The 20746-nt window shown below is 70.9% G+C and carries 16 protein-coding genes; 9 read left to right on the forward strand and 7 right to left on the reverse strand.

Features of this window, described 5'->3' with window-relative positions; translation table 11 throughout:
- Positions 1-112 precede the first annotated feature (112 nt).
- Both Acor_RS23325 and Acor_RS23330 read left to right on the forward strand, forming a co-directional pair.
- Positions 113-1300 (forward strand): protein kinase family protein, encoded by a 1188-nt coding sequence (locus Acor_RS23325; protein ID WP_155338848.1) that lies wholly within the window; start codon positions 113-115, stop codon positions 1298-1300.
- 19 nt (positions 1301-1319) lie between these two features.
- The gene (locus Acor_RS23330; RefSeq protein WP_155338849.1) at positions 1320-1946 is read left to right on the forward strand and encodes a 4'-phosphopantetheinyl transferase family protein; all 627 of its coding nucleotides are present in this window, start codon (positions 1320-1322) and stop codon (positions 1944-1946) included.
- Here Acor_RS23330 and Acor_RS23335 read toward each other — a convergent pair.
- Together Acor_RS23335 and Acor_RS23340 are read right to left on the reverse strand one after the other, a co-directional pair.
- Positions 1930-2763 carry a metallophosphoesterase family protein gene (locus Acor_RS23335; RefSeq protein WP_155338850.1) on the reverse strand — a complete coding sequence of 278 codons (834 nt, stop codon included), beginning with the start codon at positions 2761-2763 and terminating at the stop codon, positions 1930-1932. The genes Acor_RS23330 and Acor_RS23335 overlap by 17 nt on opposite strands.
- Before the next feature lie 61 nt (positions 2764-2824).
- On the reverse strand, positions 2825-4933 hold the full coding sequence (locus Acor_RS23340; protein WP_155338851.1) for a glycoside hydrolase family 44 protein: 2109 nt from the start codon (positions 4931-4933) through the stop codon (positions 2825-2827).
- A gap of 173 nt (positions 4934-5106) precedes the next feature.
- Here Acor_RS23340 and Acor_RS23345 point away from each other — a divergent pair, with 173 nt between their 5' ends.
- Both Acor_RS23345 and Acor_RS23350 read left to right on the forward strand, forming a co-directional pair.
- Positions 5107-5694: an AAA family ATPase gene (locus Acor_RS23345; RefSeq protein WP_155338852.1), complete on the forward strand. Its 588-nt coding sequence runs from the start codon at positions 5107-5109 to the stop codon at positions 5692-5694.
- Positions 5695-5862: 168 nt separating this feature from the next.
- Positions 5863-8955: a glycosyl hydrolase 115 family protein gene (locus Acor_RS23350; protein WP_218034434.1), complete on the forward strand. Its 3093-nt coding sequence runs from the start codon at positions 5863-5865 to the stop codon at positions 8953-8955.
- A 24-nt stretch (positions 8956-8979) separates the two neighbouring features.
- Here Acor_RS23350 and Acor_RS23355 read toward each other — a convergent pair whose 3' ends face one another.
- A complete protein-coding gene (locus tag Acor_RS23355) occupies positions 8980-9870 on the reverse strand; it encodes an ADP-ribosylglycohydrolase family protein (RefSeq protein ID WP_155338854.1) in 891 nt (296 codons plus the stop codon).
- Positions 9871-10088: 218 nt separating this feature from the next.
- Here Acor_RS23355 and Acor_RS23360 point away from each other — a divergent pair, with 218 nt between their 5' ends.
- Together Acor_RS23360 and ligA are read left to right on the forward strand one after the other, a co-directional pair.
- On the forward strand, positions 10089-12260 hold the full coding sequence (locus tag Acor_RS23360; RefSeq protein WP_155338855.1) for a choice-of-anchor J domain-containing protein: 2172 nt from the start codon (positions 10089-10091) through the stop codon (positions 12258-12260).
- A gap of 101 nt (positions 12261-12361) precedes the next feature.
- Positions 12362-14485, forward strand: a complete 2124-nt coding sequence (gene ligA / locus Acor_RS23365) for an NAD-dependent DNA ligase LigA (RefSeq protein ID WP_155338856.1) — start codon at positions 12362-12364, stop codon at positions 14483-14485.
- Between the two features lie 65 nt (positions 14486-14550).
- Here the strand turns inward: ligA and Acor_RS23370 are convergent, their stop codons facing one another.
- The 3 genes from Acor_RS23370 to Acor_RS23380 form a co-directional block, all read right to left on the reverse strand.
- A complete protein-coding gene (locus Acor_RS23370; RefSeq protein WP_218034435.1) occupies positions 14551-15738 on the reverse strand; it encodes a low temperature requirement protein A in 1188 nt (395 codons plus the stop codon).
- A gap of 110 nt (positions 15739-15848) precedes the next feature.
- On the reverse strand, positions 15849-16463 hold the full coding sequence (locus tag Acor_RS23375; RefSeq protein WP_155338857.1) for an FMN reductase: 615 nt from the start codon (positions 16461-16463) through the stop codon (positions 15849-15851).
- A gap of 28 nt (positions 16464-16491) precedes the next feature.
- Entirely contained in the window at positions 16492-17673 is a 1182-nt protein-coding gene (locus tag Acor_RS23380) for an LLM class flavin-dependent oxidoreductase (RefSeq protein WP_155338858.1), read from the reverse strand.
- A gap of 105 nt (positions 17674-17778) precedes the next feature.
- Between Acor_RS23380 and Acor_RS23385 the strand changes: the two genes are divergently transcribed.
- The 3 genes from Acor_RS23385 to Acor_RS23395 are packed head-to-tail and all read left to right on the forward strand — an operon-like array spanning position 17779 to position 20109.
- Positions 17779-18321: an NUDIX domain-containing protein gene (locus Acor_RS23385; RefSeq protein WP_155338859.1), complete on the forward strand. Its 543-nt coding sequence runs from the start codon at positions 17779-17781 to the stop codon at positions 18319-18321.
- Positions 18322-18378: 57 nt separating this feature from the next.
- A complete protein-coding gene (locus Acor_RS23390) occupies positions 18379-19053 on the forward strand; it encodes an HAD family hydrolase (protein ID WP_246239014.1) in 675 nt (224 codons plus the stop codon).
- A gap of 36 nt (positions 19054-19089) precedes the next feature.
- Positions 19090-20109 carry a hypothetical protein gene (locus tag Acor_RS23395; RefSeq protein ID WP_155338861.1) on the forward strand — a complete coding sequence of 340 codons (1020 nt, stop codon included), beginning with the start codon at positions 19090-19092 and terminating at the stop codon, positions 20107-20109.
- Here Acor_RS23395 and Acor_RS23400 read toward each other — a convergent pair.
- Positions 20098-20745 (reverse strand): RES family NAD+ phosphorylase, encoded by a 648-nt coding sequence (locus Acor_RS23400; RefSeq protein ID WP_170317045.1) that lies wholly within the window; start codon positions 20743-20745, stop codon positions 20098-20100. The two genes, Acor_RS23395 and Acor_RS23400, sit on opposite strands and share 12 nt — an antisense overlap.
- Position 20746 lies beyond the last annotated feature (1 nt).

The following is a 20746-nucleotide window of genomic DNA, read 5'->3' on the forward strand; positions in this document are numbered from 1 at the left end:
CGCGGGACGCGGTCTGTCGAGAGGCGGGATTTCGGCGGTCTCGACAGTTGAGGCGCACGTGGCTAACGTCCGTAGATAAGGTGGTTGGACCCCCTATTCAGGGAGGGCCGTCATGGCGGGCCCGGACGGAGCCTGGCACGAGAACGTCGAGACAGTCGAGGAAGAGGGCGGCGCCGCGAGCGTGGGCGACGGGGTCAAGCTACGCCTGCTGATCAGGGAAGAGGGCGCGACCGGTTTCGCGGCGGCCCTGCTGGTCCTGAAAGGATCATTGGTCGCGCTGGCCGCGGCCCACCGGGACGGGCGCCCCCAGGGGGAGCTGGCGCCGGAGGGCGTGGTCGTCACCCCGGCCGGGGGGATCCGGCTGGACGAGGTGCCGGTGGAGGCCCCCGCCTACCAGGCGCCCGAATTGTGGCGGGGCGCGCCCGCGAGCCCGGCGAGTGACATGTACGCGGCGACCGCGGTCTTCTTCGAGTGCGTCACCGGTGACGCGCCGTTCCACGCCTCCGGGGTGGCGCGGCTGGGCTGGCTGCACCGGACCGCGCCGCCGCCGGTCGAGCAGGTGCCTGAGGAGCTGCGGCGGCTGGTCGAACGCGGCCTGGCCAAGGCTCCGCAGCACCGGCCCGCTTCGGCGGCGCAGTTCGCGGCCGAGGTCGAGACGGTCGCGGTGGCCGCGCTAGGACCCGACTGGGAGCGTCTCGGCCGGGTGGCGCTGGCCGCGCTGGCCGCCGCCTACCCGGACGCCGTCCCCGAGCCGGTACCGCCCCCGGTCGCCCGGCCGAGCCGGGTCAGGATCGCCACACTGGTCGCCCTCACCGCCGCCGCGGTCGTGGTGGTGGCCCTCTCCGCCGGGGACCGCCCGTCCCGGCAGTCGAACCAGGCCGCGTCCCCGCCCCCGCCGACCCGGGTGACCCTGCTGCCGACCCCCAGTTTCGCGGTCGTCGAGCCGGTCAGGAACAGCAGGCCGCTGCCGGACCGCGAACCGGCCGTGGCCGCCGAGGAGTCCGGCTCTCCGCGTACGGCCACGCCCACGGGCAGCTCCTCACCCAGCCCGACGGCGACGGCGTCGAAGGGGACGGCAGGCAGAGCCACCATTCCCACCACGGCGGCTCCGGCCGAGACCGTCGAACCGGTGACCGTGCCGGAGAAGGACGCCGCGACGCCGCCTCCGCCGCTCGTGCCGACCAGGGACCCGGTCCTGGACGTCGAGGCGTCGGTCGGGGCGCCGCTGCTCGGCGGCAACGGCCTGCAAGTGGGCGTGTCCCTGGGCGTGCAGACCGGCCTGCTGGGACTCTCGCTCTAAATCCTTGGATGGAGTTCGTTTGATCGAGAAGATCCTGCCGTCCTGGGTGACGAGCGTCGAGGCGTTCGACGACCCGGCGGGGGTCACGCTCTTCCCCGAGGAGGAGCAGTACATCGCGCGCGCGGTCGACAAGCGGCGGCGCGAGTTCACCACGGCCAGGTACTGCGCCCGGCAGGCCATGGCCCGCTTGGGCGTCCCGCCCGCGGCGATCGTGCCGGGCGAGCGCGGCGCGCCCGGCTGGCCGCCCGGCGTGGTCGGCGCGATCACCCACTGCGACGGCTACCGCGCGGCGGCGCTCTCGCTGACGGCGGTCACGGTCGGCATCGACGCCGAGCCGAACGCGCCGCTGCCGGACGGCGTGCTGGACACCATCGCGCTCCCGGCCGAACGGCGGGCGCTGACGGAGCTGGACGGGCCCGCGCACTGGGACCGGCTGCTGTTCAGCGCCAAGGAGTCGGTCTACAAGGCGTGGTTCCCGCTGGCCCGCCGCTGGCTCGGCTTCGAGGAGGCGGAGATCTCCCTCGACCCTGGCGGCACCTTCGCGGCGCGTTTCCTGGTGCCGGGGCCGCGCGGCCTGACCGGCTTCGACGGGCGCTGGCTGTGCGAGTCCGGCCTGGTGGTGACCGCGATCACGCTGCCGGACTAGGCAGGATCTGCCGCAGCACCCCGGGCGGGGCGGCGCGCGGCGACCATTCGCGCGGGTAGCCCAGCGACACCTCCTCGAAGCGCACCCCGTCGTACCAGGTGGTGCGGGGGATGTGCAGGTGGCCGTAGACGACGGCGCGGGCGTTGAAGCGGACGTGCCAGTCGGCGGTGCCCGCGGTGCCGCACCAGATCGCGAACTCCGGATAGCGCAGCACGAACGTCGGGTCCCGGACCAGCGGGTAGTGGTTGACCAGCACGGTCGCCGTACCTGGCGGAAGCTCGGCGAGGCGGCGTTCGGTCTCCTCCAGCCGGGCCGCGCACCACGCGTCGATGGTCGGGTACGGATCCGGGTGCAGCACCACCTCGTCGGTGCACACCACCCCGGCCGCGTGCGCCCGCCGGAGCGCCTCCTCCTTGGTGTCCACGCCGGGCATCCGGAAGGTGTAGTCGTACAGCAGCAGCATCGGCGCGACGACGACAGGCCCCTCGGGCCCGGTCCAGGTCGGGTACTGATCCTCCGGCGTCACCACCCCGAGCTCCCGGCAGGACTTCACCAGCCGCTCGTACCGCTCCACGCCGCGCAGCGGGTCGGGATCGGCGGGATGGGTCCACAGGTCGTGGTTGCCCGGGGCCCACACCACCTTCTCGAACCGGGACGCCAGCAGCCCCAGCGCCCACTCGATGTCGGCGACCTTCTCCGAGATGTCCCCCGGCACCAGCAGCCAGTCCGACGGCGTCCGGGGCCGGATCCGGTCGACGATCTCGCGGTTCTCCGGGTACCCGATGTGCAGGTCGCTGAGGGCCAGCAGAAAACTCATGGTCGCAAGTGTCTCAAGCCGGTCGGGCGCGGCGGCAGGGGGGCCGCCGCGCCCTGTTCTGTCACGGTTCCGTGCCCGCCACCCTGACACCGTCCACATAGACGGTGACCTTGGGATTGTTCGCGTAGCCGGCGGCCGGGGCGGCCCAGCTGTGGTCGCCGGTCTCGGTGAACGTGCCATTGTTCTTGGTCAGGCACAGCTCGATCCGGCCGCTGGACTGGCCGGGGCCGAGCGTCCCGGCGTTGGCGGTGAAGCCGACCTCCAGGTAGGCGTCCGCGCCCGGGCGAGGCGTGGTCAGCGGCACCACCTTTCTGGTGATCTTGGAGCAGCCGAGCTGGGCCTGCCCGCAGGCGAGGGTGATGGGGGAGCCGCCGTCGCGGGTGAACCAGTAGCGCATCGTCACCCGGTTGAGCGCGATCGGCTGCGGGCCCGGGTTGGACGCCTGGAAGGCGGGCTTGATCGTTTTGTCCCTGGTGGAGTTGTCCAGGTTGCGGTAGCGGGCTTCCGCCTTCTGCCGGGGGACCACGAAGAGGGTGATCGAGTCGGCGGGGAAGGTGTGGGTGAGGGTCGAGCCGGTGGCGGTCTTGGTGAGCGCCTGGTCGGGGGCGTGGGTGATGGCCGTCAGGGCGCCCGCGCCGTACCGGTAGACCTGGGCGGTCGGGGCGAAGCGGCCGGTGACGTCGACGGCGCTGGTCAGGTCGGTGCCGCTCTTGTTGACGACCATCATGGTGAGCGCGCCGTCGGCGGCCCGCTCGGCGCCGTACACGGAGAGCCGGTCCTGGTCGGCGCTGGCGGAGCGGACCGAGACGTCGCCGAACCGGCCGCCCGCGCCGTCGTAGTTCAGGTACATCCGGAACGCGTACGCGCCGGGCTGGGCCGACGACGGCGGGGACCACAGCGTGGCCAGGTCGAGGCCCTCGCGGCCGAAGATGCCGAAGATGTCGGCCTGGGTGAGCGCGCCGTTGACGTGGTCGAGCGCGCCCCAGTTGTACTCGGTGATCGCGGTGCCGGTGCCGGGGTAGTTGGCGGCGACCAGCTCCTTCATCCGGGGGATGAGCCGCACCTGGGCGCCGATCCAGCTCTCGTCGGTGTACGCCGGATCCCACAGCGCGCGGGTGGAGCGCAGCCGCAGCGCGTTCACGGCCGGGTCACCGCCGCCGCCGAAGGCGACCCCGCCCGCCTGCGGGTAGAAGTGCATGTCGAAGTAGTCGAGCACCCGGACGCCGTGCTGGTCCTGGTAGTTCTTCATCTGCTGCAGGTACCAGGTGGTGAAGGGCAGGCCGCCGCGCGCGGGCCGGTCCGGCGGGTCGCCCCAGCAGCCGGTCCTGGCGCAGGTCTCCTGGTCCAGGCCGGAGTAGTCCCACGAGGTCCAGCCCCAGCCGACCGGGCCGAGCGTCTTCGCGCCGGGGTCGGCCGCCTTGACGGCCGCGCCGATCAGGTAGGCCCGGTCGCGCAGTTCGGCCGAACTCGCGCCGACGGGGTGCACGTCCCGGTGGGTGCTGTGCCAGATGTCCGGCTCGTTGTCCAGGTTGTAGAACTTCACCCCGCCCTGGGCGGCGGTGCCGTACTTGCCGGTGAGATGGCCGAGCCAGTCCGTGATGTACGCGGCGCCCACCTCGACGCTGGTGTCGTGCGGGTCGTTGCCGGTGATCGGCGTGCCGTCGGGGCGTACGCCGTTGCCGCAGTCGGGACGCCACTCGTCGGTGCGCTGCTGCGGGCCGTACTTGGCGACCGAGAAGCCGCAGGAGCCGTCGCGGGCCTTCGGCGCCCAGCCGATCAGCGGCAGGGTGAGGATGGAGGCGGTGCCGGTTCGCCGGTCCTGCTCGACGAACTCGTCGGTGGAGGAGCCGTCCGGCAGCGCGGCCGGGTTCGCGTTCTCCTCCTCGATGTTCTCGAAGAACCAGTCCGAGGCCCGGTTGGTGGTGTCGTGGCGGAAGTGGTAGCGGGTGGTGGCGTTTCCGCCCCACCGGCGGACCGGCAGGCCCAGCTCGTCGGCCAGCGCCTCGTCGGTGAAGTTGGTCCCGTAGACGTAGGGACTGATCGGGTGCCGCCCCGCGGTCAGGTCGACCGACAGCCGCGGACCCTCGGCGGCTACGGCCGCGGCCGGCGTCGCGCTGCCCGCGACTACCAGGGCGGCGACCAGGATGATGGAGGGTAGGTTGCTGCGCACACGCGAACACGCTACGCAGCCCCGGCCGCCCGACAAGCGCTGTCCCGCCCGGCCGCCAGGACCCGCAGGCCGCGGGTGTAACTTTCACCGCCGCAGTCGGGTCCAGTGAGGACCCGCTGTCATCCCCCCGTACCGGTTATCGTGTCCAGCATGCCTTCTCAAGTGCGGGCCTGATGCCCAGGAGCACCGCGCTGGAGATCGCCTTCCCGCCGCGGGCGCTGGTCCTGCTCACCGGCCTGCCCGGCGCGGGCAAGAGCACCCTGCTGAACCAGCTGTACGGCTTGCGCGGCGACGAGACCCACCCGGTCCTCAGGCACGGCACCCTGGTGATCGACTCCCGCCAGGTCCGGGTCCGCTGGGCCCGGCTGCTCGCCCGCCTGCCCCGCCGGGGCCGCAGCCTGGTCGTGCACGTCACCCACCTCTGGCGGATCGCCCGCGCCCTCCCGAACGGGCGCCCCGTGGTCGCCCACTCCCGGGCCGCCTGGCCGCACCTGCTGTACGGCTTCGCCCTGCTGGCCCGCCTCACCGGCCGCCGGCTGCACGTGGTTCTGCTGGACGTCCCGCCGGAGACCGCCAGGGCCGGCCAGGTCACCCGCGGCCGCGTCGTGCCCGAGGTGACCTTCGCCCGGCACCGGCGGCGCTGGCAGCGGCTGCTGACCCGGGCCAGGTCAGGCACGCTGCCACCGGCGCACGGGGTGCGCATCCTGGACCGGCCTTCGGCCGACCGGCTGCGGCGGATCGTCTTCGAACGTTCCAGCTGAAACTTACATTCGGTGACTCTGCGCACTTACCGTCCGTGGTTGACCGGGTAGGACGCCGGGTCTAACATCCCGGGTTGCGCCGTTGGTGAAAGTTTCGATTGGCTACAGAAACTTTCGATTGACCGTATCCGGAGGTCGCTCATGGCAAGGCTCTCCGCAGGTTCCGTCATGTCCAGAATCCTGTTGGCCGCCGCGCTGGTGATCACCGCGGGGGTGACGGCGGTGCCCGCCGAGGCGGGCGCCCAGAATGACTCGTACATCGTGAGCAGCCCGGGGAACGGGCGATTCCCGCTGGTGGCCGGGGGCAGGGCGGCCCCGCTGGTGGTCAGCGCGAGCGACCATCCCGGCGTGCTGCGGGTGGTCGGCGACCTGCAGTCCGACATCCAGAAGGTGACCGGCGTGCGCCCGGCGGTGTCCAACCAGACGCCGACCCAGGGCGACGTGGTCATCGTCGGCACGCTCGGCCGCAGCCCGCTCGTGGACGGCCTGGTCGCCGCCGGGAAACTGGACGTGTCCAGTATCGCGGGCAAGTGGGAGACCACCATCGAACAGGTCGTCCGAAACCCGCTGCCGGGCGTGCGGAGCGCCTTCGTGATCGCCGGCAGCGACCAGCGCGGCACCATCTTCGGCGCCTACGACGTGTCCAAGGAGATCGGCGTCTCGCCCTGGTACTGGTGGGACGACGTGCCGGTCCGGCACCGGGGCTCGCTGTACGTCGAGCCTGGCCGCCACACCCAGGGCACCCCCGCCGTGAAGTACCGGGGCTTCTTCATCAACGACGAGAACCCCGCGCTCGGCACCTGGGGCCCCGAGTTCTTCGGCCCCGGCCTCGCGCCCGGCTTCGAGGGCGGCTTCAACCGGAACCTGTTCGCGAAGGTCTTCGAGACCATGCTCCGGCTGAAGGCCAACTACCTGTGGCCGGCCGTCTGGGGGCGCGCGTTCGCCGAGGACGACCCGCAGAACCACGCCACCGCGACCGCGTACGGCGTGGTGATGGGCACCTCGCACGAGGCGCCCATGATGCGCGGCATCGAGGAGTGGAACCGGCACGCCGTGGCCGCGGTGCGCGACTCGGCCGGGAACATCGTCACGCCGGGCCACGACCCGTACGGCGGGACCGGCGAGTGGAGCTTCCGCCGCAACCCGGACGCGATCAAGGCGTACTGGCGGGACGGCATCCGCCGGATGAAGAACGAGAACTTCGAGGGCGTCGTCACGCTCGGCATGCGCGGCAACGGCGACGTGAGCCTCCCCGACGGCGACGGCATCGACCTGATGAGCAGCATCATCGCCAGCGAACGCCAGATCCTGGCCGAGGAGTCAGGCAAGGACGTCACCACGATCCCGCAGGTGTGGACCCTCTACAAGGAGGTCCAGCGTTACTGGGACCGCGGCCTGCGGGTGCCCGATGACGTGACCGTCGTCTTCACCGACGACAACTGGGGCAACATGCGCAAGCTGCCCGACCAGAGCGCGCCGCCCCGGGCCGGCGGCTACGGCCTCTACTACCACTACGACTACGTCGGCGGCGGCCGCAACTACAAGTGGGTGGACACCAACCAGCTGCCCAACATCTGGGAGCAGCTCAACCTCTCCTACAAGTACGGTGTGGACCGCCTCTGGGTGGTCAACGTCGGCGACATGAAGAACGAGGAGCTCCCGCTCCAGTTCTTCCTCGACTACGCCTGGAACCCGGACAAGTGGCCGCTGGAGAAGCTGCCCGAGTGGGAGAAGCAGTACGCGGCCCAGAACTTCGGCGACGACCGGGCCGAGGCCATCGCCGACGTCCTGCACAGCTACGCCGCCCTGCAGTCCCGCCGCAAGCCGGAGCTGCTCAACCGCCTGATCAGCCTGGACCCGGCCAAGGACCTGTCCACCGACTCCAGCGCCGTGCTCTACGACGACCAGGCCAGCCCCTACAGCCTGACCAACTACCGCGAGATGGAACGGGTGACCGCCGAGTGGGCCACCCTCTCGGCGAAGGCCGAGAAGATCGGCCGCCAGCTCGGCTCAGGGGCCCAGGACGCCTACTTCCAGCTGGTGCTCTACCAGGTCAAGGCCACCGCCAACCTGTACGCGCTGCGCCTGGCCGAGTTCGACAACATCCGCTACGCCGCCCAGGGCCGGGCCGCCACCAACGACCTGGCCGCGCTGGCCGAAGCCAGGTTCGACGACGACCAGGCCATGAACGCGCACTACAACACCGCTTTGGCCGGCGGGAAGTGGAAGAACTGGCAGCTCCAGCCCAAGATCGGGTACGGCGACATCGCCCGCTACGGCCCGAACGCGCCCTGGCAGCAGCCCGAACTGAACAACGTCGCGCTGCCCGACGAGATCTTCCCGGCGGTCAAGCGCATCCAGCTCCCCGCCGCCGCCGACATGGGCGTCGCCGTGGACGGCTCGGCCGCCTGGTGGCCGAACGCGGCCACGCCCGCGGTGCTGCCCGCGTTCAGCCCGTACCAGAGCCAGCCGGAGCAGTACATCGAGGTGTTCAACCGGGGAACCACGGCGTTCGACTACCAGATCAAGCCGTCGGTCTCCTGGCTGAAGGCCGAGCCGAGCCGGGGCCGGCTGGCCAAGCAGGTCCGCAGCACGCTGCGGGTCGACTGGTCCCGCGCGCCCAAGGGCACCACCAATGTGCCGATCACGGTCACCGGGCCGGGCGGGGCCAGCGTGGTCGTCCAGGCGGTCGTGCAGAAGCCGAACACCGGCCAGGTGAAGGGCTTCGTGGAGGCCAACGGGTACGTGTCGATCGACGCGGACCGGTACTCCAAGGCCGTCGGTTCCGGCGGGGTGTCGTGGAAGCGGATTCCGGGCATCGGCCGTACCGGCGCGGGCCTGACGCCGGTGCCGGTCACGGCGGCGCGGCAGACGCCGGGCGGGAACAGCCCGCGCCTGGAGTACAAGATGCACCTGTTCACCACCGGCAGCGTCAAGGTGACGGCCTTCCTGTCACCGCGCAACAACGTGCTGCCGACCGAGGGGCTCAAGTACGCCGTATCCATCGACGACGGGCCGCCGCAGGTGGTGGACGTCATCGCCGCCACCGGCTCGGACGACACCCGGATGAACCGGCAGTGGGAGCGCAACACCTCCGACAACGTCAACCGGACGACCACCACGCACACCATCACCCAGCCGGGCGCGCACACGCTCAAGTTCTGGATGGTGGACCCGACGGTGATCGTGCAGAGGCTCGTGGTGGACACCGGCGGGCTGCTGACCAGCTACCTCGGACCGCCGCAGAGCACGCAGAACTAACCCCCTCAGGGGCGCGCGGGCCCGTTAGGTCGGGACGGGTCCGCGCGCCCAGTTCGGCAGCGGCTCCACCCGGGCCGACCAGTCCGCCGGCAGGGAGCCCGCCCTGACCCCGACGATGCCGCCCACGATCGCGCAGGTGGTGTCGACGTCGCCGCCCGCGCGGGCCGTGGTCCACACGGCCCGCTCGTAGTCGTCCAGATGCCGGGCGGCGGCCCACAACGTCAGCGGGACCGTGTCCTGGACGCGGTCCCCGCTGCCGTTGCCGAGCACGGCGGCCACCCGGACCGGGTCGGCGTCGCCGAGCAGCCGCCCGGCCTGCACGATCTTGTCGGCGACCTCGCTCGGCGGCAGGTGCGGCAGGATCCGGCCGAGGAAGCCGGCGGGGGAGGGGCGGTCGCCGGCGACCGCGATCGAGGTGGCCACGGCGACGGCCATCGCGCCCGCCGCCGCCTCCGGATGGGTGTGCGTGACCTCGGCCGACAGCCGCGCCTGCGCGGCCGCGATGGCCGGATCGCCGCCGAACCAGGCGCCCAGCGGGGCCACCCGCATGGCCGCGCCGTTGCCCCACGAGCCCTGGCCGCCGAACTGCCCGGCCGCCAGCGACCGCCAGTCGCCGCCGGCCCGGATCCGCCCCAGCATGCGCCCGGTGGCGGCGCCGTAGCCGCGGGCCGGGTCGTGGTGGGCGGCGAAGGCGGCGGCCAGCGCGTCCTGGTCGATCCGGCCGTGGTCGGCGAGCACGCGGAAGAGCGAGCAGGCCATCTCGGTGTCGTCGGTCCAGCGCCACGGCGGGGGCGGCAGCGTGCGCTGGTCGAGGTAGTGGATCTTGTCGGGATCGGCGAACTGGGAGCCGAGGGCGTCGCCCAACGCCAGGCCCGACAGGGAGGCGGCGGCACGGGCCAGAGGATCAGCTGACATCGCGGCCATTGTGACATTCGCCCCTGAGATCGTCCTTGACTGGCCATCTGACTTGACGTCAAGTGCCTCGCAAGATCCAGAAATCCCGAAATTCTCTGGGTTTATTGGCAGATAAAGCTACTTGTGCCGCACCGAAAGGACCGGTAGTCACGTTATGTCAGCGCATTCAGTCATGCGTGGCGAATACCCGCGAGGTTCCGAGCACCGAAGGGGGTTCCATGGCACGCAACCGATTCGTCGGGTTAGCAGCCACGGCGCTTGTCCTGCCCTTACTCTCCGTGATCCCGGCGTCGGCCAGCGCCGCACCGCCACCACCCGGAGACGTACGCGAATTCACCGGCAAGATCTCCAAACTGGACGGCAAGGAGATCGACTCTCCCGCCCAGTACACCCCGAAGGTCAGCAAGGCCCGCACCGCCGCCGCGGCCGCCACCCCGCCGGTCGGCACGGTCAGGAACTGGCCCGCCCTCGACGACACCGTCGGGCAGGCCTACGCCAAGGCGTTCACGCTGCGCGGCGTGGGCTCCAAGATCGAGGTCTGGGTCGCCAACGACACCGCCTTCCCGGCCGGCGACTGCCGCGCCCAGATCCCCGGGTCGACCACGATCACCGACCAGCAGGTCACCGACCTGATCACCCAGTTCGACACCAACATGTACCCCAAGGAGACGGCGGCCTTCAGCACCCCGCCGGACCGGGACGGCTCCGGGGCGATCATCGCGGGCGACTACTCCGGCCAGGGCGACCGCACGGTGGCGCTGATCGACAACGTCAGGGACGACAACTTCTTCGACTTCCCGGCGTTCCCCACCTACATCGCCGGCTTCTTCTCCTCCGCGATCAACAACTGGACCGACCGCAACGTCATGACGGTGGACGCCTTCGACTGGGCGCACCGCACCGGCGCCAGCCCGGCCGACGCCCCCACCGCGGACCTGTGCACCAGCCGCCCGGCCCGCCCCCGCCTGTACGAGGGCACCTTCGCGCACGAGTGGCAGCACCTGCTGCACTACTACACCGACCCGTTCGAGGGGAACTGGATCAACGAGGGTCTGTCGGACTTCGCGCAGACCCTGGTCGGCTACGTGGACGCCACCCGCACCGTCTTCGACCCCGCCCCCGACAGCCACATCTACTGCTACCAGGGCTTCGGCTCGGTGCAGACGCAGTACAACCCCAACCCGCGCGACTGCGGCGGCCCGGAGAACTCGCTGACCCTGTGGGGTGAGGGCCAGCCCAACGAGGTCCTCGCCGACTACGGCCACGCCTACTCCGCGATGCTCTTCCTGTACGACCGGTACGGCACCGACTTCATGTCCAGGCTGCACCGGGACGGGGAGCACCAGGGCATCGCCAGCCTGGACGCGGCGCTGGAGGCCGAGGGGGTCTCCGATCCGTACAAGGCGCTGCACGACCACCAGACGATGACACTGGTCGACAAGATCATCGGTGACTCGCCCCGCGGCGTCATGCTCGGCGTGCCGAAGAGCCGGGTGACCAGCAAGAGCCTGCGCTCCACCGTCAACTTCGCCAACCCCAACGTCAACGACAACCCCGGCGCGGCCCCCAACGGCGCCGACTACGTCGCGCTGCAGAAGGCCAACGGCACCGTGCTGAAGGGCAGCGAGCTGCGCTCGCTCACCTTCAAGGGCGCCAAGTCGCTGCCGGCGCAGCCGCTGACCTGGACGATCGTGAACAACGACCCGGACAGGGCCGGGAACCCGGTGATCTGGTCCGGCAACGCCAACAACATCAACGCCACCGCCGTGGCCTCGGTGACGGTCCCGGCCGCCGACCCGACGCTGCGCTTCCTGGCCAAGTACGGCGCCGAGGAGGGCTACGACTACGGCTACGTGCTCGTCTCCACCGACGGCGGCACCACCTACACGGTGATCCCCGGCGACCAGACCGTGGTCGGCCCGCTCGGCCCGTCGCTCAACGGTTCCACCACGGGCTTCGAGCCGCACAGCTTCAACCTGTCGGCGTACGCGGGCCAGCAGATCCTGGTCGGCTTCCAGTACATCAGCGACGGCGGCGTCAACGAGGGCGGCCTGCTCATCGACGACATCACCGTCGGCGGCACGGTGGTCAGCGACGGCTCCAGCCTGACGCCGTTCAAGACGCCGACCCAGATCAAGCCGGTCCAGGTGAAGAACTGGAACGTGCGGCTGATCGGGCTGGACGAGTCCAACAAGATCGCGCTGCAGGCCGAGTTCAACGGCAAGACCAGCATCTCGCTGAACCGGCTGGAACTGCTGCTGGCGGTTCCGTTCAAGAAGGTCGTCGCCATCGTGGCCTACGACGAGCCGACCGAGCAGGTCACCCAGTACGCGCCGTACCAGCTGACGGTGAACGGGGTGGTCCAGCCGGGCGGCGCCCCGGTTTCCTGATATTTCAGGAAATATCAGTGGAGCGCCCGCTGCCGATCTCGTCGGCGGCGGGCGCTGCCGTGCGGGGCGATTCTGTCGGTGGCGGGGTGCACGATGGAGTCATGACCGAAGCCCAGCCCGGCGGTGTCGCCGAACCTTTGCCGCATGTCACGCCCCTCGCCGACCAGGCCGCCTATGCCGAGGCCGTGTGGACGGCGGTGGCCGCCGCGGCGGCCTACTACGCCGACGGCGAGACGGCTCTGGACGACGACACGTATGACCGGTTGGTCCGGGGGATCGAGGCGTATGAGGCGGCTCATCCCGAGCAGGTGCTGGCCGAGTCGCCCACCGGCAAGGTCGCCGGGGGAGCCGTCGTCGGGGATGTGCCGCACACGGTGCCGATGCTGAGCCTGGACAACGTGTTCTCGGCCGAGGACCTGGCCGCCTGGGTGGCGGGCCTGGAGCGGCGGCTGGGGCGGCCGGTCGAGCGGTGGAGCGTGGAGCCCAAGCTGGACGGTCTGGCGGTGTCGGCGCGCTATCGGTCGGGGCGGCTGGTCCAGCTGGTCACCCGGGGCGACGGCGTGGCGGGGGAGGACGTGTCCCATGCCATCGGCACCGTGCTGGGCCTGCCCGCGACGCTGACCGAGCCGGTGACCGTGGAACTCCGGGGCGAGGTGCTGATGACCACCGCCCAGTTCGAGGCCGCCAACGAGGCCCGCGTCGCGCACGACGGCGTGCCGTTCGCGAACGCGCGCAGCGCCGCCGCCGGCACCCTGCGCGCCAGGGAACGCACCTACAAGTGTGAGATGACCTTCTTCGGCTATGGGGCGCTGCCGCTGGAGGGCGAGTCGGCCGGGCTGCGGGAGCTGGCGCACAGCGAGCTGATGAAGACGGTCGCGGGCTTCGGCGCGCGGACCACCGAGGAGACCCCGGTGGCCGGGATCGTGGCGGGCACGCTGGAGGAGATCCAGGCCAGGATCGAGCGGATCGCCGCGTCGCGGGCGGAGCTCGAGTTCGGCATCGACGGGATCGTGATCAAGTGCGATCTGGCCGCCGACCAGGAGCAGGCCGGGTTCAGCTCGCGGGCGCCCCGGTGGGCGATCGCGTACAAGCTGCCCGCCACCGAGAAGGTCACCAAGCTGGTCGGGGTGGAGTGGAACGTGGGCAGGACCGGGATCATCGCGCCGCGCGCGGTGCTTGAACCCGTCCGCCTGGACGGCAGCCTGGTCACCTACGCGACCCTGCACAATCCCGCCGACATCGCCCGCCGGGGCCTGATGCTCGGGGATTCGGTGACCGTCTACAAGGCCGGTGACGTGATTCCCCGGATCGAGGCGCCGGTCGTGCGTCTCCGCACCGGGGACGAGCAGCCGATCGTGTTCCCCGCCGACTGCCCGAGGTGCGGCGGTGAGATCGACGCCTCGCAGGAGCGCTGGCGGTGCGCGCGCGGGCGGGCCTGCCACGCGGTGGCGTCCATCAGTTACGCGGCCGGCCGGGACCAGCTCGACATCGAGGGGCTGGGCGAGACCAGGATCGTCCAGATGGTCGACGCCGGACTGATCTCCGACTTCGCCGACCTGTTCACGCTGACCAGGGAGCAGGTCCTCGGGCTGGACCGGATGGCCGAGCTCAGCACCGACAACCTGATCGCCGCCATCGAACGGGCCAAGGGCAAGCCGCTCAACAAGGTGTTCTGCGCGCTCGGCGTGCGCGGCACCGGGCGCTCGATGTCCCGGCGGATCGCGCGGCACTTCGCCACCATGGACGCGATCAGGGCCGCCGACCTGGACGGGCTGCAGGCGGTGGAGGGCGTCGGCCCCGAGAAGGCCATCCTGCTGGTCGAGGAACTGGCCGAACTCGCGCCGCTGATCGACAAACTGGTCGCGGCCGGGGTGTCGATGACCGAACCGGGCGCGACCGCCCCCAGCGCGGCGCCCGCCGGAGAAACCGGCGAATCCGGGGAGTCCGGGGAATCCGATGGCGTCGATACGGCTGCGCTGCCGCTGACCGGGATGTCCGTGGTGGTCACCGGCGCGATGGCCGGGCCGCTCGCGGCGCTCTCCCGCAACGAGATGAACGAACTGGTCGAGCGCGCCGGCGGCAAATCATCGGGAAGCGTCTCCGCGAAGACGTCCCTGGTCGTGGCGGGGGAGAAGGCGGGCTCCAAGCGGGACAAAGCCGAAAAACTCGGCGTCCAGATCATGTCGCCGGAGGAGTTCGCGGAACTCGTCGCCGCCTTCGTCTGAGCCATGTCCGAGCCTTCGCCTGAGCTTTCGTTTGGGCTTTCGTTTGGGCCTTTCGGCTGGCCGTCCTAGATTCGGTCGGCGGTCTCTCCCTCGGTGCGCTTGGCGGTTTCGACGGTCACCGTGAGGGCGACCAGCAGGAGCGCGATCAGCGGGAGCGGGAACGCCGTCAGCGGGGTGAGCAGGACCAGGACGGCCGCCGCGGGGAACGCGAGGTTGGTCCGGCGGCCGACCTGGTGCGGGCGGATGTGCACGAACCAGACGCTGAGCAGGAAGGTCGCGACCGGCACGGCCACCGACGCGCCCGCCGCGAACCCGGTGATGTGCGCGGTGTGCGTGCCGTAGTCGATGGACACCGCCAGTCCCGCTCCCACCGCGGCGGCCGACAGGAAGATCAGGTAGTGGCCGTAGCCCCACGGGAACGAGGCCCGGTTGGAGGTGAGCAGCAGATGGGCGGGCCGCCCGAAGTACAGCCACCACATCCCGAACACGATCACCACCCCGCTCAGCGCCACCGAGAGCAGCGTCCCCGTGGCGAGCCCCCGGTCGAGCCCGGTCTGAATGGCCAGCGTCGCCGCCAGCACCGACTCACCGAGCACGATCAGCGTGAACAGCCCGTACCGTTCGGCGATGTGCCGGGGGTGCCAGCTCGTCTCCTGGGACCGCTCCGCCCATACCGGGACGGCCATCTCCGCCCCCGCCAGCGCCACCCAGACGAACAGCTGCGGGTACCCGTCCAGACCGGCCCACTCGGCCGCCGCCAGCCGTGCCAGCCACCCCACCTGCACGGCCGCGATCCCGATCGCGTACCTGCGGGCGCACGTCCGCGACGCCGGATCCTCCCTGGCGGCCCGCAACCAGAGCGCCACCATGCCCAGCCGCATGATCGCGTACCCGAGGGTCATCAGGCTGAAGTCCTTGTCGGCGAACGCGCGGGGCACCCCCGCCGCCAGGATCAGCACGCCCACGATCTGCACCAGCACCAGCAGCCGGTAGGGCGCGTCGTCGGTGTCGTACGCGGAGGCGAACCAGGTGAAGTTCATCCAGGCCCACCAGATGGCGAAGAACACCAGCAGGTAGCCGATGAGCCCCTCGCCCGCGTGCCCCTCCGCCAGCGCGTGATGCAGACTGGCCGCCGCCTGCGCCACCCCCACCACGAAACACAGATCGAACAGCAACTCCAGCGGCGTGGCCGCCCGGTGCCCTTCGGCCCGGCTCCGGCTCACCATCGGCCGCCGCGTCCCCAAACCCGCCATAACCACTCCACAGGTGCCCAAAGATAGAAACCGCGCCCCGATGGTATTGGCTGCGCGGCACCCGCTCTGTCACTGGTGGCGGTCTCGGCTCAACAACCTCTGAGCCGTCCTCAGGCCGGGCGCACGGCCGCGAGCTGTTCCGCGAACGGCACCACCCGGTCCTGCTGGTCGTGCACGGCGGCCGGTGCGGGGCGGCGCAGCAGTAGGTCGGCGAGTTCGCCGGCGGCGCGGGTGACCCGGCGGGAGAGGCCGGTGTCGCCGTTGGAGGCCCAGTCCTCGGAGGAGGCGTAGACGGCGGTCGGGGCCACCGTCGCGCGCAGGTAGGTGAAGAGCGGGCGGAGCGCGTGCTCCAGGGCCAGCGAGTGGCGGGCGGTCCCGCCGGTCGCGGCGATGAGGACGGGCTTGCCGGTCAGCGCGGTGTTGTCCAGCACGTCGAAGAAGGACTTGAACAGGCCGCTGTAGGAGGCGGTGAAGATCGGCGACACGGCGATCAGCGCGTCCGACCTGGTGACCGCGTCCAGCGCGTCCGCGAGTGTGGGCGAGGGGAAGCCGGTGACCATGTTCTTGGCGACGTCGGTGGCCAGGTCGCGGAGCTCGATCACGCGAAGCTCGACCGGGTGCTCGACCGCGAGCCGGGTGGCCTCCGCGAGACGGTCGGCCAGCAGCCGCGTCGAGGAGGGCTGGCTCAGACCGGCGGTCACGACGACGAGTCGGTAGGGGTGCATCGATGTCCTTCCTGATCGGTGAAGCCGGTCAGCCGGTGACAGAAGCGGTGACAGAAGCGGTGTCGGCGGCAGCGTCCGCGGCGGCAGCGTTTGCGGCGGCTGCGTTTGCGGAGGCTGCGTTTGCGGACGCGGCGTCTGCGGCGGCGCGGGCGACGAGGAACTCGTGCGTCGGGCCGTCGGGGACGTCCGCCGGGCGGTTCGCGGCGAACTCGCGGCGCAGCACCGGGATGACCTCCTCGCCGAGGAGGTCCAGCTGCTCCAGGACCGTCTTCAGGGGCAGGCCCGCGTGGTCCATCAGGAACAGCTGCCGCTGGTAGTCGCCGAAGTGCTCGCGGAAAATCAGCGTCTTGTCGATGACCTCCTGCGGGCTGCCCACGGTGAGCGGCGTCTGCTCGGTGAACTCCTCCAGCGAGGGGCCGTTGCCGTACACGGGGGCCTGGTCGAAGTACGGGCGGAACTCGCGGACCGCGTCCTGGGAGTTCTTCCGCATGAACACCTGCCCGCCCAGCCCCACGTACGCCTGCTCGGCCGTGCCGTGCCCGTAGTGGGCGTACCGCTCCCGGTACAGGCTGATCAGGCGGATGAAGTGCTCCTTCGGCCAGAAGATGTTGTTGGCGAAGAAGCCGTCGCCGTAGTAGGCGGCCTGCTCGGCGATCTCGGGGGTGCGGATCGAGCCGTGCCACACGAACGGGGGCACGCCGTCCAGCGGGCGCGGGGTCGCGGTGAAACCTTGCAGGGGCGTACGGAACCGGCCTTCCCAGTCGACCACGTCGGTGCGCCACAGCTCGTGCAGGAGGGCGTAGTTCTCGACGGCCAGCGAGAGGCCGTTGCGGATGTCCTGGCCGAACCACGGGTACACGGGGCCGGTGTTGCCCCGGCCGAGCATCAGGTCGACCCGGCCGTCGGCCAGGTGCTGCAGCATCGCGTAGTCTTCGGCGATCTTGACCGGGTCGTTCGTGGTGATCAGGGTGGTCGCGGTGGACAGGATCAGCCGCTCGGTCCTGGCGGCGATGTAGCCGAGCATGGTCGTCGGCGAGGACGGCACGAACGGCGGGTTGTGGTGCTCGCCGGTGGCGAACACGTCCAGCCCGACCTCCTCGGCCTTCAGCGCGAGCGTCACCATCGCCTTGATGCGTTCGTGCTCGCTCGGCGCCCGGCCGTTCGTCGGGTCCGGCGTCACGTCGCCGACGGTGAAAATCCCGAACTGCATTCTGCCCTCCAACCTCATGACCTTGTCTGTTCAGTCCGGCACAGCGCCGGGACACACCAACTTATTCCGCGCCGCAACAATCACCACTGGGTAGTATCGGGCCTCATGACCGATGCGATGATCAGGACGATCTCCTCCAGGGTGGTGTACAAGAACGCCTGGATGACCGTGCGGGAGGACGAGATCGAACGACCGGACGGATCGCCCGGTCTGTACGGTTATGTCGACAAGCCGGATTTCGTGCTGGTCATCCCGATGGAACGGGACGGATTCCACCTCGTCCAAGAATATCGGTACCCGATCGGCCGCCGATCGTGGAGTTTCCCGCAGGGCGCCGCGCCCGCGCGGGACCACGCCGACGAGGCCAGGATCGAATTGGCCGAGGAGACCGGCCTGACCGCGGCGAGCCTGGACCGGCTCGGCCGGCTGGACAACGCGCACGGGACCATCACCCAGGGCTTCCACGTCTATCTGGCCACCGGACTGACCCCGGGTCCCACCCGGCGGGAGGCGTCCGAGCAGGACATGACCCAGTCCTGGGTGCCGAGGGCGGAGCTGGAACGCATGATCAGCGACGGTAGTTTCGGGGATTCCTGCTCGATCGCCGCATACGCGTTGCTGCTTCTCCGTGAGCGAACCGGCAAGTAGTGCTTAATTAGAGGTATCCACAGATATTTGGGGGCGGATGTGCGGCGGGACGGACAGGTGCTCATCTTCGATGCGGATGACACCCTGTGGGAGAACAACATCCTGTTCGAGCGGGTCATCGATGACTTCTTCGACTGGATGGCCCATCCCACCCTGGCCAAGTCCGAGATCAGGGCGATCCTCGACGACATCGAGCGGGCCAACGCGGTCGCGCACGGCTACGGCAGCAAGGTCTTCCTGCGCAGCCTCGCCGAGTGCCTGGAGCGATTGAACGAACGCCCGGCCACCCTGGACGAGCAGCGCCGGATCGAGCAGCTGGCGATCCGCCTGATCAGGGGTGAGATCGAGCTGATCCCCGGCGTCGCGGACACGCTCGCCGAGCTGGGCGCCCGGCACCGGATGCTCCTGCTCACCAAGGGCGACCCGGCGGAACAGCAACGCAAACTAGACGCCTCACAACTTGCCCGACATTTCGGAAATATCCATATTGTTCCGGAAAAGGGAGTGGAGGTGTACGAGTGGCTCGCCCGGGAACACTCCCTGGCACTTTCGTCCACCTGGATGATCGGCAACTCCCCGAAATCCGACATCGGCCCGGCCAGGCAGGCCGGGATGAACGCGGTCTTCATCCCGCACGAGCACACCTGGGTCCTGGAACACGCCGAACTGGACCCGCACGACCAGGGCGTGCTCCGGCTGACCCGATTCCCCGAACTTCTCGACCACTTCTAAAAATCCCATAGTTCGGCCTCGGCGAGGGGGTCCCGAATGTCAGGAAATCCCAGGTACGTGGATGTGGCACTGGCCGGGGAACGTGCCAGGGCGTTCGACGGCGAGCGCCGCCGCAGGATCGAGGAGCGCCGCCGCCGGGAGGAGGACCGCCGCCGGGCCCGGGCCGCCGAGCACGCGTCCCGCCTGGCGGCGGAGCGGGAACGGCTGTCCGATCGGCTGATCGTCCTGGCCCGCAGGACCGACGCGCTGGCCGGCCTCCGGGTGACCGGCACGGCCGAGGACGAGCGGCAGGGGGTGCTGCGCACGCTGGCCGTGCTCGGCACCCGCCTGGCCCGGGTCGCCAACCAGGCCGACGCGGATGGCGTGCACCTGGACCTGGTCGCCGCCGCCCGCCGCCTGGAGGCGGTCCGGGCCGGCCTGGCCGCCGTGCTGGCCGAGGACGAGCGGGTGGCCGCGCTCGACCTGGTGCACACCCGCCTGGACGAATGGGACGACCGGGTCGCCCTGGATCCCGACGGCGCGCAGGCGGTGGCCGACCAGCTGGCCGCCGTCCGCGCCGGCGTGGCCGACACCCGCACCTTCAGGTTCGGCTACGCCCGCCTCAACGACCTGGTCGGCGAGCACCTCACCCAGGTGGCCCGGCGGACCGCCCTGCTCGCCGAGGCCAGGGACAGCGCCCAGGAGGCCGCCGACTCCCTGGCGGCCATCCTCACCGAGGCCGACGCACTGGCCGTCGAACTCCCCGGCCGCGCCGACGCACAGGAGATCCGCGACCTGCTCGCCGCCCACCTGGCCGCCGGCCGCTTCCGGGAGGCCGCCCACGGCGCGGTACGGCTGGCCGGCTCGGCCCCCTCCCTGGAGAAGGCCCTGGAGGAGCACCTGGACCACCGCGAACTCACCCGCCACATCACCGAGGCCGCCGCCGGGGCCGGGCTGCCGGTCGTCGAGGTGGTGCCCGAGGCCCGCGCGGCCCGCCTCGCCTACCTCGGCGACCTCACCGCCGAGATGCTCTCCGCTCTCCGCGCCCAGGACGTGGAACCCGGCTCACCGCAGTAGCACCCTGGCCCGGTACGGCCGCAGCATCACGTCCAGCCAGGCGAATCCCTCTTCGGTGTCCAGCTCGACGTGGAGTGGCGTGGCCGCGAGCGGCGGCGCCGGGCAGCGGTCCTTGAACAGGATGACGCTGCGCTTGGGCAGATCCCGGCGGGAGATCCAGTCCAGCCCGGCCGCGCCGGGTTCGAGGCCTCGCATCCAGTGCGCCCACCGCCGGGTCAGCGGGTACTCCGGCGGCTCCGCCTGGATCAGCCACTCGTCCTGGGCCACCGCCGCCAGCGCGGGCGTGCTGGACAGCGAGATCAGCGGCAGCTCGCGGGTGGTCTCGACCAGGGACAGCCGCCGCCCCTCCAGCTGGGCGAGGGTGAGCTCGCGGGGGCCCTCGTCGTCGAACCGTACCGACCGGAGCAGGCATTCGGCCAGCGCGGTGCTCTGCTCGTAGGCGAGGTAGCAGTGGTCGTACAGGTCGGGGTCGGCGCCGTCGAAGCGGCCGCCGTACCTGCCGGGGTGGCGGCGCGCCGGGGTGAACGTGTCGCTCGGGTGTTTGCGCAGGTGAACCCGCCAGAGCTGGGTTCCCCTGGGCAGCAGTAGCCGGTGCGCGGCGATGGCGCGGAGGTTCGGGGGGTCCTGCGCGGGCACC

Source organism: Acrocarpospora corrugata (genome assembly GCF_009687845.1).
GTDB lineage: Bacteria > Actinomycetota > Actinomycetes > Streptosporangiales > Streptosporangiaceae > Acrocarpospora > Acrocarpospora corrugata.

Excerpts from the sequence above, each read along its gene's own strand:
- Acor_RS23345 (WP_155338852.1), top strand. The coding sequence starts at position 5,107 with ATGCCCAGGAGCACCGCGCTGGAGATCGCCTTCCCGCCGCGGGCGCTG.
- Acor_RS23355 (WP_155338854.1), bottom strand. The coding sequence starts at position 9,870 with ATGTCAGCTGATCCTCTGGCCCGTGCCGCCGCCTCCCTGTCGGGCCTG.
- ligA (WP_155338856.1), top strand. The coding sequence starts at position 12,362 with ATGACCGAAGCCCAGCCCGGCGGTGTCGCCGAACCTTTGCCGCATGTC.
- Acor_RS23385 (WP_155338859.1), top strand. The coding sequence starts at position 17,779 with ATGACCGATGCGATGATCAGGACGATCTCCTCCAGGGTGGTGTACAAG.
- Acor_RS23360 (WP_155338855.1), top strand. The coding sequence starts at position 10,089 with ATGGCACGCAACCGATTCGTCGGGTTAGCAGCCACGGCGCTTGTCCTG.
- Acor_RS23335 (WP_155338850.1), bottom strand. The coding sequence starts at position 2,763 with ATGAGTTTTCTGCTGGCCCTCAGCGACCTGCACATCGGGTACCCGGAG.
- Acor_RS23380 (WP_155338858.1), bottom strand. The coding sequence starts at position 17,673 with ATGCAGTTCGGGATTTTCACCGTCGGCGACGTGACGCCGGACCCGACG.
- Acor_RS23350 (WP_218034434.1), top strand. The coding sequence starts at position 5,863 with ATGTCCAGAATCCTGTTGGCCGCCGCGCTGGTGATCACCGCGGGGGTG.
- Acor_RS23325 (WP_155338848.1), top strand. The coding sequence starts at position 113 with ATGGCGGGCCCGGACGGAGCCTGGCACGAGAACGTCGAGACAGTCGAG.
- Acor_RS23395 (WP_155338861.1), top strand. The coding sequence starts at position 19,090 with ATGTCAGGAAATCCCAGGTACGTGGATGTGGCACTGGCCGGGGAACGT.
- Acor_RS23375 (WP_155338857.1), bottom strand. The coding sequence starts at position 16,463 with ATGCACCCCTACCGACTCGTCGTCGTGACCGCCGGTCTGAGCCAGCCC.
- Acor_RS23370 (WP_218034435.1), bottom strand. The coding sequence starts at position 15,738 with ATGGCGGGTTTGGGGACGCGGCGGCCGATGGTGAGCCGGAGCCGGGCC.